The organism is Enemella dayhoffiae (genome assembly GCF_002250625.1).
GTDB classification, from domain to species: Bacteria; Actinomycetota; Actinomycetes; order Propionibacteriales; family Propionibacteriaceae; genus Enemella; species Enemella dayhoffiae.
On the sequence record NZ_NMVQ01000001.1, the window covers coordinates 392,978 to 407,833 of the forward strand.

The following is a 14,856-nucleotide window of genomic DNA, read 5'->3' on the forward strand; positions in this document are numbered from 1 at the left end:
GCAGCCATGCTGCCACGACACCGGTCGGGGTTCAGCGGACGCCGACGGGCCGGTTGGCCGGCCGGCGGGCCGGGGGACGCTCCCCGTGCCCGCCGACCAGGTTCTTGAGGCGGGACAGCCAACCCGGTCCAGCGATCTGCCTCGCCAGCCGCTCCTCGGCGGCACGTTCGACCAGCTCGCGGTGCTGCTGGCCCTGCACGATCAGGTGGTAGTAGTCGCTGTTGCTCATGACTCAACCATCGTGCTGAGGCGTACCCCGGCACATGGGGCAGATGCCTGATCTTCGCGGCGTACGCCTACCTCAGGCGGGTACCTCAGCTACCTCAGGCCCGCCGTACAATGGTGAGCGAGGAACGAGCGAGTCGAAGGGCACGGGCTTCGACTCGCTGCGCTCGCTCAGCTGAGCCTGTCGAAGGCAGCTCGGTCGGGCACCGGCCGCAATGACCATGGCCAGATCGGGGTCGTTTTCTCACTGTGCGAAAACGACCCCGATCGGGTCATGATCATTTCTGGAGTGCCCCGCGGATCAGCGCTCAGCCAGCGTGCACGGGGGGTCAGTGGGAGAGCTTGGGGACCGCGGAGCCGCGGCAGCCGCGCAGGAAGCCGAAGTCGCAGCCCTCGTCGGCCTGCAGCACCTCGCGGACATAGAGGCTCTGATAGCCGCCGGGCAGCTGCGGGGCGGGATCGGTGGGCAGGCCCTCCATCCGCTCGGCGAGCTCCTCGTCGGAGACGCACAGCCGCAGCACCCCGGCGTCGGCGTCCAGCTCGATCTCGTCACCATCGCGGACCACCGCGAGCGGTCCGCCGGCGGCGGCCTCGGGGGCCACGTGCAGCACCACGGTGCCGTAGGCCGTGCCGGACATCCGGGCGTCCGACACCCGCACCATGTCGGTGATCCCGCGCTCCAGCAGCTTGGGCGGGAGACCCATGTTGCCCAGCTCGGGCATCCCCGGATAGCCCTTGGGGCCGACGTTCTGCAGCACCATCACACAGTTCTCGTCGATGTCCAGCTCCGGATCGTCGATCCGCGCCAGATAGTCGTCGTAGTCGCTGAACACCACCGCCCGGCCCCGGTGCTTCATCAGCTCCGGCGTCGCCGCCGACGGTTTCAGCACCGCCCCCTTGGGCGCCAGGTTGCCGCGCAGGATGCGCAGACTGCCGTCGGGCACCAGCGGATCGGTCAGCTCGCGGATGCACGAGTCGTCGTACACCTCGGAGCGTTCGGTGTTCTGCCACAGGGATTTCCCGTTGACGGTGAGCGCGTCGGGGTGTGGCAGTCGGCCGTCGTCACCGAGTCGGCGGATCACCCCGGGCAGGCCGCCGGCATAGTAGAAGTCCTCCATCAGCAGCCGCCCCGACGGCTGCAGGTCAACGATGGTGGGAGTTCCGTGACCGACCTCGGTCCAGTCCTCCAGCTCCAGCGGTACGCCGAGCCGGCCCGCAATTGCCTTCAGGTGGATCACCGCGTTGGTGGAGCCGCCGATCGCCGCACACACGCGGATCGCGTTCTCGAACGCCTCGCGGGTGAGGACCTTCGACAGCCGCAGGTCCTCGTGCACCATCTCCACTATCCGCGCCCCCGACAGGTGCGCCAGCACGTAGCGCCGGGAGTCGACGGCGGGGATGGCCGCGTTGTGCGGCAGTGAGGTGCCGAGCGCCTCGGCCAGGCACGCCATGGTGGAGGCGGTGCCCATCGTGTTGCAGCTGCCGGCCGAACGCGACTGGCTGGCCTCGGCGGACAGGAACTCATCCAGGCTGAGGTTTCCGGCCTTCACGTCCTCGCTCCACTGCCACACCATGGTGCCGGAGCCGATCTGCTGGCCGCGATGACGCCCGCTCAGCATCGGCCCGCCGGAGACCACGATGGTGGGCAGGTCGACCGAGGCAGCGCCCATCAGCAGCGCCGGGGTGGTCTTGTCGCAGCCGACGAGCAGCACCACCGCGTCGACCGGGTTGCCGCGCAGCGCCTCCTCGACGTCCATCGACGCCAGGTTGCGGGTGAGCATGGCGGTCGGGCGCAGGTTGGACTCCCCGTTGGAGAAGACGGGGAACTCGACGGGGAACCCGCCCGCCTCCAGCACGCCGCGGCGTACGTGTTCGGCCAGCTTGCGGAAGTGCGCGTTGCACGGGGTGAGCTCGGAGAACGTGTTGCAGATGCCGATCACCGGGCGGCCGTCGAACTGGTGCTCGGGGAAGCCCTGGTTCTTCATCCAGCTGCGGTACATGAACCCGTGCTTGTCGCGCCCGCCGAACCAGCCCTGTGACCTCAACCGTCGCTGCTCAGTCATTTCCCTGCCTCCTCGCTCCGGTGGGTTCCAGCCTCGCGTACGCTGACGGACATGGCCAGCCCCCAGCAGATGCGCGCCGGAAACGACGACCGCGAGCGGGTGATCCAGACGCTCCAGCAGGCGTACGCCGACGGCCGGTTGACCGCGGACGAGCTGCGGGAGCGCGCCGCGCGCACCCATGCGGCGCAGACGTTCGGTGAGCTGGACGCGGTGGTCGCGGACCTGCCGGTGCCGCCGCCGTCGGCGGCGCAACAGTCCGGTGCGGTTGCCCCGGTGGCTCCCGCGGGTGCGCCGGTGGTGGCGGGGACGCCGGGGTCGTCGATGGAGAACCCGTTGATCCTCGACGGCGGCTGGTGGGCCGAGTCGCGCAAGGGGCCGTGGGAGATCCCGCAGCACCTGCTGCTGCGCGGCGGCGCCGGGATGGTCACCCTCAACTGCCTCGAGGCGACCACCCCGCACCAGGTGATCCACGTGTGGGTGGAGGGTGGCATGGGGATGATCACCGTCGTCGTGCCCGACGGGTGGGCGGTCGACACCAGACGACTCGCGAAGTCGATGGGGATGGTGACGAACCGGGTCGGTGACACCCCGACCGGCGGGCGGCCGACGATGGTGGTGAACGGGTCCGGCGGGATGGGCACGATCACGTTCCGGCACCCGAACTGGTTCGAGCGACGAGCGGCGAAGAAGAACCTGCGATGATCCGGTTCCGGGTGGTGGAGCGAACCGGCCGATTTCCGGCGGACGCGCTGGCCGCGCTGCTCGATCTTGATGCGCACACCGCGGTGATCCCGTTCACCCGGGTGCGGCACGACGGCCGAGAACTGAGAGAGGGTACGGAATTCGTGGCGCGCACTGCTGTCGGCCCGGTGGGGTTCGATGATCGGATGCGGGTGGAGCAGTGGCTGCCGCCGGTCGAGGGACGGGTCGGCCGGGTGCTGATCAGCAAGCGCGGTCGGCCGCTCGGTGGTCGGATCGAGATCCTGGTACGCCCCGACGGTCGCGGTTCGGTCGTCGAGTGGCGTCAGGAGCTCACCGTGCTCGGGTTGCCCGGGTTGCTGGGGCGACCCGCGGCGGCAGTGGCCGCTGCGGCGTACGGCTCGGTGATCCGGAGGTTGCTCGCTTGCCCTTCGACGTGATGTGAGGCGAAGGGCCCTTCGACAGGCTCAGGGACCCTCGGCAGGCTCAGGGGGTGAGGTCGGTGAGCAACTGTTCGACCCGAGCTCTGATCTCGTCGCGGATGGGGCGTACGGCGTCGATGCCCTGCCCGGCGGGATCGTCCAGAACCCAGTCCTCGTAGCGTTTTCCGGGGAAATAGGGACAGGTGTCGCCGCAGCCCATGGTGATCACAACGTCGGAGGTCTGCACCGCGTCGGTGGTCAGGATCTTCGGCTGCTCGGCGGCGATGTCGATCCCCACCTCCGCCATCGCCTGCACCGCGGCGGGGTTGACCTGATCCGCCGGCGTCGAACCGGCGGAGCGCACCTCGACGGCGCCCTCGGAGAGATGAGTGAGCCAGGCGGCCGCCATCTGGGAGCGACCGGCGTTGTGCACGCAGACGAACAGCACGCTGGGTCTGGTCATCGGATTTCTCCTTGCTGGACAGCGTTCTCGGAAACGGGTGCGGGCGTCGGACGGGTGTGCCAGAGGTGTACGCCGGCCCAGCGGGCGACGTAGACCAGGCCGACCAGCACCGGTACCTCGATCAGCGGGCCGACCACCCCGGCCAGCGCCTCGCCGGAGGTGACGCCGAAGGCGCCGATCGCCACCGCGATCGCCAGCTCGAAGTTGTTGCCGGCGGCGGTGAACGCCACGGTGGTTGACTTCTCATACCCCAGACCGGCCGCGCGGGCCAGCAGCAGCGAGCCGGCGAACATCACCACGAAATAGACCAGCAGCGGCAGGGCGATCCGGGCCACGGCGAGCGGGTTCGCGATGATCGCCCGCCCCTGCAGCGCGAACAGCACCACGATGGTGAACAGCAGCCCATACAGCGCCCACGGACCCAGCCGCGGCAGCAGCCGCTCCTCGTACCACTCGCGGCCGCGTACCCGTTCACCGAGGGTGCGGGTCAGAAACCCTGCCAGCAGAGGGATTCCCAGGAACACCAGCACGCTGACCACGATGGCCCAGACCGAGAACCGGACGCTCGTGGTGGCCAACCCGAGCCAACCGGGAAGCAGCTGCAGATAGAACCAGCCGAGCACTCCGAACATCAGCACCTGGAACACCGAGTTGATCGCGACCAGCACGGCCGCCGACTCGCGATCCCCGCAGGCGAGATCGTTCCAGATCAGCACCATCGCGATGCAGCGGGCCAGGCCGACCAGGATCAACCCGGTCCGGTAGGCCGGGTGGTCCGGCAGCAGCAGCCAGGCCAGCGCGAACATCAGCGCCGGTCCGATCAGCCAGTTGAGCACCAGCGACAGCAGCATCAGCCGCCGATCGCCGGTGACGCGGCCGAGCTCGGTGTAGCGCACCTTGGCGAGCACCGGATACATCATCACCAGCAGGCCGACGGCGATCGGCAGCGACACCCCGCCCACCTCGACCGCGCCGAGCGCGTGGTCCAGGTCAGGGACGGTGCGCCCGAGCAGCAGCCCGAGGGCCATCGCGGCCAGGATCCACACGGGCAGGAAGCGGTCGACCAGAGACAGTTTCGGCGCCTCGGCGAGGGTGTCCGCGCTCACGAGCAGCAGGCCCCCTGTCCCTGGTCAAGCACCGAAACGGAGGCGCTGGCGGGCTGGGGGTTGGCGGGGTCGTCGTCGGTCACCACATAGACCTCCCACGGTGCACCGGCCGGGTCCTGCAGCCACACCTTGTCCTGCTCGGCATAGCAGCAGGTGGTCGCGTTCTCCTCCAGCGTGATCAGCCCGGTCTCGCGCAGCCGATCGGCACCGGCGGCGAACTCCTCCGCCGACTCGACCTCCACCCCGAGGTGGTTCAGCGCCCCGGCGGTGCCCTCACCGCGGGTCTGCTCGTCGGTCTCGATCAGCACCAGCTTCAGCGGCGGGTCGACGACGACGAAGTTGGCGTACCCGGGACGGCGTTTGTGCGGCTCGGCGCCGAACAGGGTGCGATAGAAGTCGATGGATGCCTCAAGATCGGTGACGTTGAGCGCCAGCTGTACGCGGGACACGGAATCTCCTTGATATCGATCGTTGTCTATATGAGCGTGACAGGGCGCATCGACGTCTGTCAATATAGGTGGATGACCCTGATCAGCCGGAGCGAGGCCGAGTCGGTGGCCGAGCTCCTCAAGGCGGTCGCCGATCCGGTACGCCTGCAGCTGCTCAGCTTCATCGGTTCCCGGCCCGACCAGGAGGCGTGCGTCTGCGACCTGGTCGACGTGGTCGGGCTGAGCCAGCCCACCGTTTCACACCACCTGAAACGGCTCACCGCCGCCGGGCTGCTGACCCGCGAACGTCGTGGACCGTGGGCCTGGTTCCGGCTGGTCCCCGACCGGCTGGCGGACATCACCCGGCTGATCGGGTTGGACTCGCGGGCCGGCGATACGGTGGCCGGGTGAGTTTGCCGCGCAGCAAGTGGACCGAGATGGTCGAGAACGACCCCGAGCACTCCGACCGGTACGCCCAGCGGTTCCGGTCGCTGGAGGCCCAGGGTGAGGACATCTACGGTGAGGCCCGACTGGTCGACGCGATGCTGCCCCGCGGCGCGCAGGTGCTGGACGCCGGCTGCGGAGCCGGGCGTACCGGCGGTTGGTTGGCGAAGGTGGGCCACGAGGTGGTCGGGGTCGATCAGGACCCGGTGCTTATCGAGGCGGCCGGGCAGGACTATCCCGGGCCGACGTGGCTGGTCGGTGACCTGAGTGAGCTCGACCTCCCCGCCCGCGGGGTGATTGACAAGTTCGACGCGATCGTCTGCGCCGGCAACGTGATGACCTTCCTGCACCCCGAGACCCGGGTGCCGGTGCTGCGCAAATTCGCCGCCCACCTGAAGAGCAACGGCCGTGCGGTGATCGGGTTCGGCAAGGGGCGGGATTACGAGTTCACCGACTATCTGAACGACGTCGCGCACGCCGGGCTCGAGGTGCAGCTCGGGCTGTCCACGTGGGATCTGCGGCCGTTCGACGCCGACTCGGATTTTCTGGTGACTGTGCTCGGACTGGAGTGAGTCTGGCCGGGAGGTTCGCCTCGGCACAGGCCCTGACAGGCTCAGCCAGCGTGGGGGTGGCCTCGACAGGCTCAGCCACCGTAGCGTTGCGGTCATGAAGAAGCGTTGGCTCGCTGCCCTTCCGGCGATCGGGCTGGCCGGACTGGCCGCCCAGGACCTGCTCCAGCGCGATCACGCGCTGCGCCACAACTTCCCGCTGCTGGCCCGGGCGCGCTATGCGCTGGAGACCATCGGTCCGGAGCTGCGGCAATACATCGTCACCTCCAACGACGAGGAGCGGCCGTTCAGCCGCGACCAACGCCGCTGGGTGTACGCCTCCGCGAAGGCCCAGAACAACTACTTCGGGTTCGGGACCGACAACGACGTCGAGGACCAGGTGTTCCCCGTCGTCAAGCAGCGCACGTTTTCCGACGTCGCCCCCAGCCCGCACCTGGACGACCTGAGCGCCGACCTGCCCGGGGCGAAGATCCTCGGTGGGCCCCGCGGCCGGCGGCACGCGTTCCGCCCCGGCTCGGTGGTGAACGTGTCGGCGATGAGCTTCGGCTCGCTCAGCCCCCAGGCGATCAAGGCGCTCAACCAGGGCGCGGAAATGGCCGGCTGCTGGCACAACACCGGCGAGGGCGGCCTGTCCGACCACCACCGCCAGGGTGGGGACCTGATGCTGCAGGTGGGTACCGGCTATTTCGGCTGCCGCGACGCCGACGGAAACTTCGACCTGGAGAAACTGGTCGGTGTGGTCGGCTCCGGCCCGGTCCGCGCCGTCGAGTTCAAACTGAGCCAGGGCGCGAAACCCGGCCTCGGCGGGCACCTCCCGGGAGCCAAGGTGAACGCCGAGATCGCGCGGATCCGCGGGGTACCCGAAGGCCAGGACGTGGTCAGCCCGTCGCGGCACGCCGCCTTCCGCACCGTCGACCAGATGCTCGACGTGGTCGAACAGGTGGCCGAGCGGACCGGCGTACCGGTCGGAATCAAGTCGGCGGTCGGCGACCTCAAGTTCTGGGACGACCTGGTGGAGGCGATGGCCGACGGGCAACGCGGGGTCGACTTCATCACCGTCGACGGGGGCGAGGGCGGCACCGGTGCGGCACCGATGGTGTTCGCCGACAACGTCTCCTTCCCTTTCCGGACAGGGTTTGCGCAGGTGTACCGCCGGTTCGCCGAGGCCGGGCTGACCGATCGGGTGACGTTCATCGGCTCCGGCAAGCTCGGCCTGCCGGACAACGCCGTGGTCGCGTTCGCGCTCGGTGCCGACCTGATCAACGTCGCCCGCGAGGCGATGTTGTCGATCGGCTGCATCCAGGCCCAGAAGTGTCACACCGACGAGTGCCCGACCGGGGTCGCCACCCAGAACCGCTGGCTGGCCTCGGGTCTCGACCCGGCCCGCAAGTCGGTACGCCTGGCCAACTATGTCCGCACGCTGCGGCGCGACCTGGTCAAGCTGGCCGAGGCGACCGGGGTCGCCCACCCGGCGCTGATCGGGCCCGACGACGTGGCGCTGGCCGAGGGGAACCGCACCCAGACCCCGCTCGCCGAGGTCTACGGCTATCGGCCCGACTGGGGCGTACCCGGACCGGAGATCAGCCGGGAGATCGCCGAGCTGATGCGCTGACGCGCAAGGAGGAGACTTCCACCCCCGGCGGGCTGGTCGGCCGGGCCCACCGCTGCCTACCGTCAAGGTGTCCCCAATGAGGGGACTCCAATCCGGGGGCAGCTCATGAACCGCAAGCTGGCGAGCATCATCACCGCGGCGGTCGTCACCGTCGGCGGGCTGGGTGGGTTCGTCGGGCAGGCGATGGCCGCGCCGAAGAGCGCGTACCCCAAGGAGACCCGGCCGTATGGGGTGCACCCGCCTGGGTTCAACGACGGCGCAGAGGTGCAGGTCCGCGGCGGCAAGGTGAACTGTGACGTCAAGCTGGCCACCGCCTCGCACAACAACCTGAAGGTGACCACGCGCGCCGAGCTCGCCCCGCTGGTCAGCGAACTGCTGCGGCTCACCGAGCAGAAGCACGGCTACAGGATCAAGCAGCTGGGCGGCTACGACTGCCGGTTCATCCGCGGCTCGTCGACCAGCATCTCGAACCACTCCTACGGTCGCGCGATCGACCTGAACTGGGACCAGAACCCGATGAGCTCGACGTTCTCGTCCGACCTGCCGCCGGCGGTGGTCGAGACGTGGTTGAAGTATGGGTTCTATTGGGGCGGGCACTACAAGAGCCGCCCGGACACGATGCACTTCGAATACATCGAGGACCGGTCCAAGATCGACGAGATGATCGCCAGGGCGAAGCAGGACGGGAAGACGCAGGGCCACGGTTCGACCCCGAAGCCGACGAAGACCCCGAAACCCGCGCAGTCGCCGACGGCGTCCCCGAAGCCGACGCGCTCGGCGACGCCGAAGGGCTCCGCCACCCCGAAGGCCTCCGCCACCCCGAAGGGCACCGCCACCCCGAAGGGCACCGCCACCCCCAAGGGCACCGCCACTCCGAAGAACTCGGAGACTCCCAGGGGCACGGCCACCCCCAAGGTGACCGCGACCCCCAAGAACACCGCGAGCCCGCAGGGCAGCGCCACCCCCAGGGGCACGGCCACCCCGGAGCCGACCCGGTCACCGCGACCGACCGCCTCGGGTACGCCGCAGCAGACCACCAGGCCGCCGGTGAGCCCGACGCCGACCAACCCGTCGACCCCCCGCGGGGCGTCTCCGACGACCTCGGGACCGACCACTTCGGCACCGACCACCTCGGCACCGACCACCTCGGCACCGACCGCGGAGTCCGAGACCCAGGCCGGCGGCTCCGCCGTTTCGGAACAGCAGCCGGCCGAGCCGATGGCGACCGGAACCGAAGGGACCACGGACGACCAGACCCACGACCAGACCCACGACGGGAAGGCGCACGACCACGACGACGAGTCGGCGTACCCCGGAGGGCTGGCCGACACCGGCGGACCCGACGACGCCCTGCCGCTGCTGCTCGGCGGCATCGGCCTGATCGGCGCCGGCGTCTGGGTGATCCGACGCGGCTGGATGGGCAAACGCTGACTCCATCTCCGGGCGACACCCCGCCCCCCAGATTCAACCGGCCCCCGTTTCCCCGAGCGGGGGCCGGTTGCCGTCCTCGTCGGCGCACCGGTCTTGAAGGCGTGTGAAAGATGAGCCAGCCCGCTCGCCCGTGGCAGACTGACTCCGATCCGAACCGACCGGTTCGCCGTCTGAGTCGCCCGGAGGGGGCCGAAGGAGTGCCGACTTGAGCTCGCAACCGCACTCGGGTGAGCCGTCGCCCGGCGGCAAAGGCCCGGGCCGGATCGACCCGGCGCTCGGCAGCGACGACGAGTTCATCCCGCAGAGCCACCTGCCGAAGGTGGCCACCGGTTCGGCCACCGATCTGAGCCCCGGTGTCTACAACCACTACGGTCCGCACCGCAACGGCCTGCCGCCGCTGCGGAAATATCTGACCGAGTTGTGGCAGCGTCGGCAGTTCGCGTTCGAGCTGTCGCGGGCCAACATGCGCGCCTCCAGCTCCGACACGTTCTTCGGTCAGATCTGGCTGGTGCTCAATCCGCTGCTGATGGCCGGGGTCTATTTCCTGCTGGTGGCGATCCTGTCCAACCGGGTCGCCTCCGACCCGCGCTATTTCCCGCACCTGACCACGAACCTTTTCGTGTTCACCTTTGTCACCACCTGCGCCAACGCCGGGGCCACCTCGGTGACCACCGCCGGCAAGCTGTTGCTGAACACCGCGTTCCCGCGGTTGCTGATCCCGCTCGGGGCGGTGCACACCGCCTTCTTCCGGTTCATCCCGACGCTGCCGGTGACCCTGGTCATCTTCCTGGTCTGGAACAAGGCGATCGGGTGGGGTCCGAAACAGCTGGCAGCGATCTATTTCCTGTTCCTGATGACGCTGTTCGGCGCGGGACTGGCGTCCTTCTTCGCCGCCATGCAGGTGTACTTCCGTGACACCAGCAATTTCCTGCCGTTCTTCGTGCGGGTGTGGACCTATCTGTCCCCGGTGCTGTGGCTGCCGATGCACCTGGAGGAACGCTCGGGCTGGCTGCAGACGGCCGCCCAGCTCAACCCGGCGTACTCGATGCTGAGCGGCTATTCCTCCCTGCTGATCTATGGCAGCTTCCCGAAGCTGAGCACCTGGCTGATCGCCACCGCCTGGGCGGTCGTGACCTTCCTGGCCGGCTCGCTGTTCTTCATGTCGAGGGAGCGTGAGTTCGCTGTCCGGATCTATTGACCGAGCCGATCGAGGGGGCGGGGCGCGTACGCGCACCACCCGCGACGGCTTCACCCTGGAACCCGACCGCACCGACCTGGCGGTCCGGGTGCAGGACCTGCGCATCACCTATCGCACCACCTTCGAGAAGCGACCCACCCTCAAGCAGGCCGTGGTCCGGTTCGGTCGCGGCACCCGGCAGGTGCACACCGTCGAGGCGCTGAAGGGGATCAGCTTCGACGTGAAGATGGGCACCACCGTCGGGGTGATCGGCGCCAACGGGGCCGGCAAGTCGACCCTGCTCCGCGCGCTCGCCGGGATCCTGCCGCCCACCTCCGGGCACGTCGAGACCTGGGGGAAGGCGTCCACCATGCTCGCCCTGGGCGTCGGTTTCAACGGGGCGCTCACCGGACGGGAGAACATCATCCTCGGCGGGCTGGCGGCCGGACTCTCCCGCAAGGAGGTGCGCGCCCGGGCCGACTCGGTGGCCGACTGGGCCGAGGCGGGTACCGACCCGTTCATCGACCGGCCGATGCGCACCTATTCCTCGGGCCAGGCCGCGCGGGTCGGGTTCTCGGTGGGCGTACACATGGACCCCGACATCCTGATGGTCGACGAGGCGCTGTCCACCGGTGACGCCGGCTTCCGGGAGCGGGCCGCCGCCAAACTGGAGGAGCTGCGCGCGAAGTCGCGGGCGATGTTCTTCGTCAGCCACGGGCTGGCGTCGGTACGCGAGCTGTGCGATGACTGCATCTGGCTGGACCACGGCAATCTGATGATGCGCGGCCACCCCGACGAGGTGACCGCCGCCTATCTGGAGTTTCTGCACGTGAAGAACTCCGACCAGAACTCCGAAGAGGTCTGATTCGACAACCGGATCCTTCGACAGGCCGGGCGTCGGTGCGGCATGGTGGCCGCATGGGATTTCGCGACACGCTTCGGGAGGCGCTCGGCCGGCAGGCGCCGGCCGAACCGGCCAGTGCGGGTGGGCTGGACCTGAACGACCTCGGTTTCGACCAGGTCAACACCAACGACTGGATCCGGTTGGAGTTGCGGGCCGCCGAGCCCGGTGACCCGGAGGCGCGGATGGTCGGCCTGCCGGCCGGGCGGCTGATCCGCGTGAACGGTGCCGACGGTCAGCCGGTACCACTGGGCTGGCTGAGCGATCGCGCCGACGACTTCACCGAGGAGTGGTACGCCGTCGCCGACCGCTTCCCCAGCAGCGGGATCTGGCCGGTGAAGCTGGGCGGCGCGACGGCGTTGGAGCCGGGCTGGCTGTCCGGCGGAGTCGGCAGTCCGCAGCCGGTGACCGAGGACGCCGAGGCGTTGCTGGCGCGTACCTACGCCGCGGCCGAGGGCCTGCCGGATCTGGAGCCCTGGCGTACCGAGTGGAAGGGGCTGGCGCAGGCCGAGGCGGCCCGCGACGATCGGGCCGAGGTACGCCCGCTGGCCGGTTCGCACGCGCTGCTGCTGGTCCCGGTGACCCGGCCGGCGGATGTACCGGCGGCGCTCGGCTGGACGGGCGCCGAGGCGTACGAATATCTCGGGGCCTCGGTCAGCGCGGTGCTGCGCAGCTGGGAGGACCGCTTCGGGGCGGTGCTGGTCGGTCTCGGCGCGGACCGGTTGCGACTGTCGGTGGCCCGGCCACCGCGGTTCGAGGAGCAGGCCTTGCGGCTGGCCGGGGAGCACTACGGGCTGGCGCCCGATGTGATCGACCAGACCGACGACGGTGACCTCGAGGCATACGCCGATCACCTCATCGATCGCCGCGACTGGGACTTCTGGTGGAACTGAGCGTCAGTCGCGCAGGGTGATCCGGGAGCGGCGCAGGTCGAAGCGGACCACCTCACCGGGCCGGGCCTGGGCGAGCCGATCGGTGGCGAACTCGTCGACGACCGCGATCACCGGATAGCCGCCGGTGGTCGGGTGGTCGGGCCCGAACACGATCGGCTGGCCGGAGGCGGGCACCTGGACCGAGCCGCGGACCACGCCCTCGCTGGGCAGTTCGCCCTCGCGGCTGCGCTCCAGGACCGGGCCGCTGAGGCGTACCCCGACCCGATTGGCGTCGCCGGTGACCTCCCAGGCGGTACGCCCCAGCAGTTCGACCGCGGCGTCGGTGAACCAGTCATCGCGGGGCCCGACGGTGGCCGGGAGGACGATGTCGCCGTGCCGGTTGGAGGGCAGGGTGTCCACCGGTCGTGGCGGGTCGGCCGGCTCGGCGCCGACGCTCAGGGTGTCGCCGGCCTGCAGCGGTGCCGGGCCGAGGCCGGTGGTCGGATCGCTGGCCAGCGAGTCGAGGAACTCCTCGGCGACCAGGCCGCCGCGGACTCCGAGATAGCAGCGCACCCCGGTTTCGGGACGGCCCACCTCGAGCACCTGGCCGGGGCGCAGGGTCAGCGGTTCGCCCCAGGCCACCGCGCGCCCGTCGACCCGGAGCGGGGCCCGGGCGCCGGTGAGCGCGAGCTGGACGTCCCGTTCGGCGCGCAAGGTGGCACCGCCGAGCAGCAGCTCCAGGCCGGCGGTTGACTCGGGGTTGCCGAGCAGGCGGTTGGCCAGGCGCAGCGCCTCGCGGTCCATCGCACCGGAGGTGGTCACGCCGAGTCGCGCATGGCCGCGGCGGCCCAGGTCCTCGATCAGCAGCTGGGCGCCGGGCTGCTCGACGGTCAGGGCGGGGTTGTTCGATACGGTCCCTGAGCTTGTCGATACGGTCCCTGAGCTTGTCGAAGGGACCTCGTTTGCCTGGGTGGCTTCGACAGGCTCAGCCAGCATCTCGGGCTCAGCGGTCGTGAAGCGAACGCGGGCGCCGGGGGTGAGGAGGGCGGGGGGGTCGCGGTGAACGTCCCAGAGGGTGGCATCGGTGCTGCCGATCAGCTGCCAGCCGCCCGGCGAGGCCTGCGGATAGACCGCGGAGAACTCACCGGCCAGAGCCACCGACCCCGGCGGCACCTTCGTCCGCGGGCTGTCCCGACGGGGCACTTCGAGCCCGCCGGATTCTCCTGTCAGATAACCGAATCCGGGCATGAACCCGCCGAACTCGACCGTCCACACCTGCCCCGCGTGCCGAGCGATCACCTCGTCGGGGTCGATGCCGAGGTGTTCGGCCACCGCCGCCAGATCCGGCCCGTCATAGCGCACCGGGATCGTCACCTCCGCCACCTCGGCATCGTCGGCCTCCAGCTCGGCCAGGTCGAGGGTGACCAGCTGCTCCGCGGCACGGGCCAGGCTGTCGGCGTCGACACAACGGACCAGCACCGTGCGCGCCCCCGGCAGGTGTTCCAGCATTCCGGGCAGTGGGTTGGCGGTGAGGGCCGCGTCGAGCCGGCGCCGTTCGTCCGCGGCGGCCAGGTCAACCAGCAGCGCGCGGTCCCCGCAGGGGCGTACCCGGATCGCCATCAGAACGCCCGGATCTCAACGCCGGCCGAGGTGAGCGCATCGCGGACCCGCTGCGCCATCGCCACCGCTCCGGGCGAATCTCCGTGTACACACAGCGAATCCGCCTCGACGCCGATCGTCTCGCCGTCGATCGCAGTCAGCTCCCCGGTCTCGACGAGTCGCACCATCCGCTCCGCCACCTGCTCGGGGTCGTGCAGCACCGCACCATCGGTACGCCGGTTGACCAGGGTGCCGTCGTTGTTGTAGGCCCGGTCGCAGAACGCCTCGCGGACCGCGCGTACGCCGGCGGCCTCGGCCTGCCGCAGCACCACCGAACCCGGCAATCCCAACAGGGCAAGGGGTTCGGTACGCGCGGCGCTGAAGTCGGCGACCGCGCGGACCACCGCATCGGCCTGCGGCTCGTGATGCACGATGGTGTTGTAGAGCGCCCCGTGCGGTTTCACATAGCTCAGCGACCCGCCGACGGTGCGGGCGACCCCGTCGATCGCGGCGAGCTGATACAGCACGTCGGCGTACAACTGCTCGCCCGGGACGTCGATGAAGGAGCGGCCGAAGCCGGCCAGGTCGCGATAGGCGACGTGCGCCCCGAGCTGTACGCCGCGCTCGACCGCGCCACGGCAGGTGGCGAGCAGCACCGACGGGTCACCGGCGTGGAAACCGCAGGCGACGTTGGCCGAACTGACCACGTCGAGCAGGGCGTCGTCATCGCCCATTTGCCACATCCCGAAGGATTCGCCGAGATCCGAGTTGAGGTCGATGCTGGTCATCACACCAGCCTTGTTCCACCGGCCGGGGGTGTCAACCGCCTCGGGCCCGCAGTGAAC

General features: G+C 69.8%; 16 protein-coding genes and 1 pseudogene. 9 read left to right on the forward strand and 8 right to left on the reverse strand.

Annotated elements, in window-relative coordinates:
- Positions 1 to 31: 31 nt before the first annotated feature.
- Both CGZ93_RS01930 and CGZ93_RS01935 read right to left on the reverse strand, forming a co-directional pair.
- The gene (locus tag CGZ93_RS01930; protein ID WP_094362441.1) at positions 32 to 229 is read right to left on the reverse strand and encodes a hypothetical protein; all 198 of its coding nucleotides are present in this window, start codon (positions 227 to 229) and stop codon (positions 32 to 34) included.
- Positions 230 to 554: 325 nt separating this feature from the next.
- Positions 555 to 2,288, reverse strand: coding sequence for an IlvD/Edd family dehydratase (locus CGZ93_RS01935; RefSeq protein WP_094362442.1), 1,734 nt, complete (start codon positions 2,286 to 2,288; stop codon positions 555 to 557).
- A gap of 51 nt (positions 2,289 to 2,339) precedes the next feature.
- Here CGZ93_RS01935 and CGZ93_RS01940 point away from each other — a divergent pair, with 51 nt between their 5' ends.
- Together CGZ93_RS01940 and CGZ93_RS01945 are read left to right on the forward strand one after the other, a co-directional pair.
- Positions 2,340 to 2,990, forward strand: a complete 651-nt coding sequence (locus CGZ93_RS01940; protein WP_094362443.1) for a DUF1707 SHOCT-like domain-containing protein — start codon at positions 2,340 to 2,342, stop codon at positions 2,988 to 2,990.
- Positions 2,987 to 3,427, forward strand: coding sequence for a hypothetical protein (locus CGZ93_RS01945; RefSeq protein WP_094362444.1), 441 nt, complete (start codon positions 2,987 to 2,989; stop codon positions 3,425 to 3,427). Before CGZ93_RS01940 ends, CGZ93_RS01945 begins: the two co-directional genes overlap by 4 nt.
- 46 nt (positions 3,428 to 3,473) lie before the next feature.
- On the opposite strand, the gene CGZ93_RS01950 is transcribed toward CGZ93_RS01945, so the two are convergent.
- From CGZ93_RS01950 to CGZ93_RS01960, 3 genes are read right to left on the reverse strand one after another with little or no spacing between them, the layout of a single operon-like run.
- Positions 3,474 to 3,872 (reverse strand): arsenate reductase ArsC, encoded by a 399-nt coding sequence (locus CGZ93_RS01950; protein ID WP_094362445.1) that lies wholly within the window; start codon positions 3,870 to 3,872, stop codon positions 3,474 to 3,476.
- The gene (gene arsB / locus CGZ93_RS01955) at positions 3,869 to 4,978 is read right to left on the reverse strand and encodes an ACR3 family arsenite efflux transporter (RefSeq protein WP_267489703.1); all 1,110 of its coding nucleotides are present in this window, start codon (positions 4,976 to 4,978) and stop codon (positions 3,869 to 3,871) included. The genes CGZ93_RS01950 and arsB overlap by 4 nt, the downstream gene beginning before the upstream one ends.
- On the reverse strand, positions 4,975 to 5,427 hold the full coding sequence (locus CGZ93_RS01960; RefSeq protein WP_094362446.1) for an ArsI/CadI family heavy metal resistance metalloenzyme: 453 nt from the start codon (positions 5,425 to 5,427) through the stop codon (positions 4,975 to 4,977). The genes arsB and CGZ93_RS01960 overlap by 4 nt, the downstream gene beginning before the upstream one ends.
- Positions 5,428 to 5,499: 72 nt before the next feature.
- Here CGZ93_RS01960 and CGZ93_RS01965 point away from each other — a divergent pair, with 72 nt between their 5' ends.
- From CGZ93_RS01965 to CGZ93_RS01995, 7 genes are all read left to right on the forward strand, one after another.
- Entirely contained in the window at positions 5,500 to 5,817 is a 318-nt protein-coding gene (locus CGZ93_RS01965; protein ID WP_094362447.1) for an ArsR/SmtB family transcription factor, read from the forward strand.
- Positions 5,814 to 6,422, forward strand: coding sequence for a class I SAM-dependent methyltransferase (locus tag CGZ93_RS01970; RefSeq protein ID WP_229117127.1), 609 nt, complete (start codon positions 5,814 to 5,816; stop codon positions 6,420 to 6,422). The genes CGZ93_RS01965 and CGZ93_RS01970 overlap by 4 nt, the downstream gene beginning before the upstream one ends.
- A gap of 94 nt (positions 6,423 to 6,516) precedes the next feature.
- Positions 6,517 to 8,031 carry an FMN-binding glutamate synthase family protein gene (locus tag CGZ93_RS01975; protein ID WP_094362448.1) on the forward strand — a complete coding sequence of 505 codons (1,515 nt, stop codon included), beginning with the start codon at positions 6,517 to 6,519 and terminating at the stop codon, positions 8,029 to 8,031.
- Between the two features lie 105 nt (positions 8,032 to 8,136).
- Complete coding sequence (locus tag CGZ93_RS01980) at positions 8,137 to 9,462, forward strand: M15 family metallopeptidase (protein WP_094362449.1); 1,326 nt, start codon at positions 8,137 to 8,139, stop codon at positions 9,460 to 9,462.
- Positions 9,463 to 9,667: 205 nt separating this feature from the next.
- On the forward strand, positions 9,668 to 10,660 hold the full coding sequence (locus CGZ93_RS01985) for an ABC transporter permease (RefSeq protein WP_229117128.1): 993 nt from the start codon (positions 9,668 to 9,670) through the stop codon (positions 10,658 to 10,660).
- On the forward strand, positions 10,635 to 11,504 hold the full coding sequence (locus CGZ93_RS01990) for an ABC transporter ATP-binding protein (RefSeq protein WP_229117129.1): 870 nt from the start codon (positions 10,635 to 10,637) through the stop codon (positions 11,502 to 11,504). The genes CGZ93_RS01985 and CGZ93_RS01990 overlap by 26 nt, the downstream gene beginning before the upstream one ends.
- Before the next feature lie 53 nt (positions 11,505 to 11,557).
- The gene (locus CGZ93_RS01995; RefSeq protein ID WP_094362450.1) at positions 11,558 to 12,433 is read left to right on the forward strand and encodes a DUF4253 domain-containing protein; all 876 of its coding nucleotides are present in this window, start codon (positions 11,558 to 11,560) and stop codon (positions 12,431 to 12,433) included.
- 3 nt (positions 12,434 to 12,436) lie between these two features.
- Here the strand turns inward: CGZ93_RS01995 and CGZ93_RS19210 are convergent, their stop codons facing one another.
- From CGZ93_RS19210 to CGZ93_RS02005, 3 genes and pseudogenes are all read right to left on the reverse strand, one after another.
- The gene (locus CGZ93_RS19210; RefSeq protein WP_229117147.1) at positions 12,437 to 13,306 is read right to left on the reverse strand and encodes a 5-oxoprolinase subunit C family protein; all 870 of its coding nucleotides are present in this window, start codon (positions 13,304 to 13,306) and stop codon (positions 12,437 to 12,439) included.
- A 108-nt stretch (positions 13,307 to 13,414) separates the two neighbouring features.
- A pseudogene (locus CGZ93_RS19215) lies at positions 13,415 to 14,026 on the reverse strand (5-oxoprolinase subunit B family protein); the annotation flags it as partial.
- Between the two features lie 5 nt (positions 14,027 to 14,031).
- Positions 14,032 to 14,799, reverse strand: a complete 768-nt coding sequence (locus CGZ93_RS02005; RefSeq protein ID WP_094362452.1) for a LamB/YcsF family protein — start codon at positions 14,797 to 14,799, stop codon at positions 14,032 to 14,034.
- Between the last annotated feature and the right edge of the window lie 57 nt (positions 14,800 to 14,856).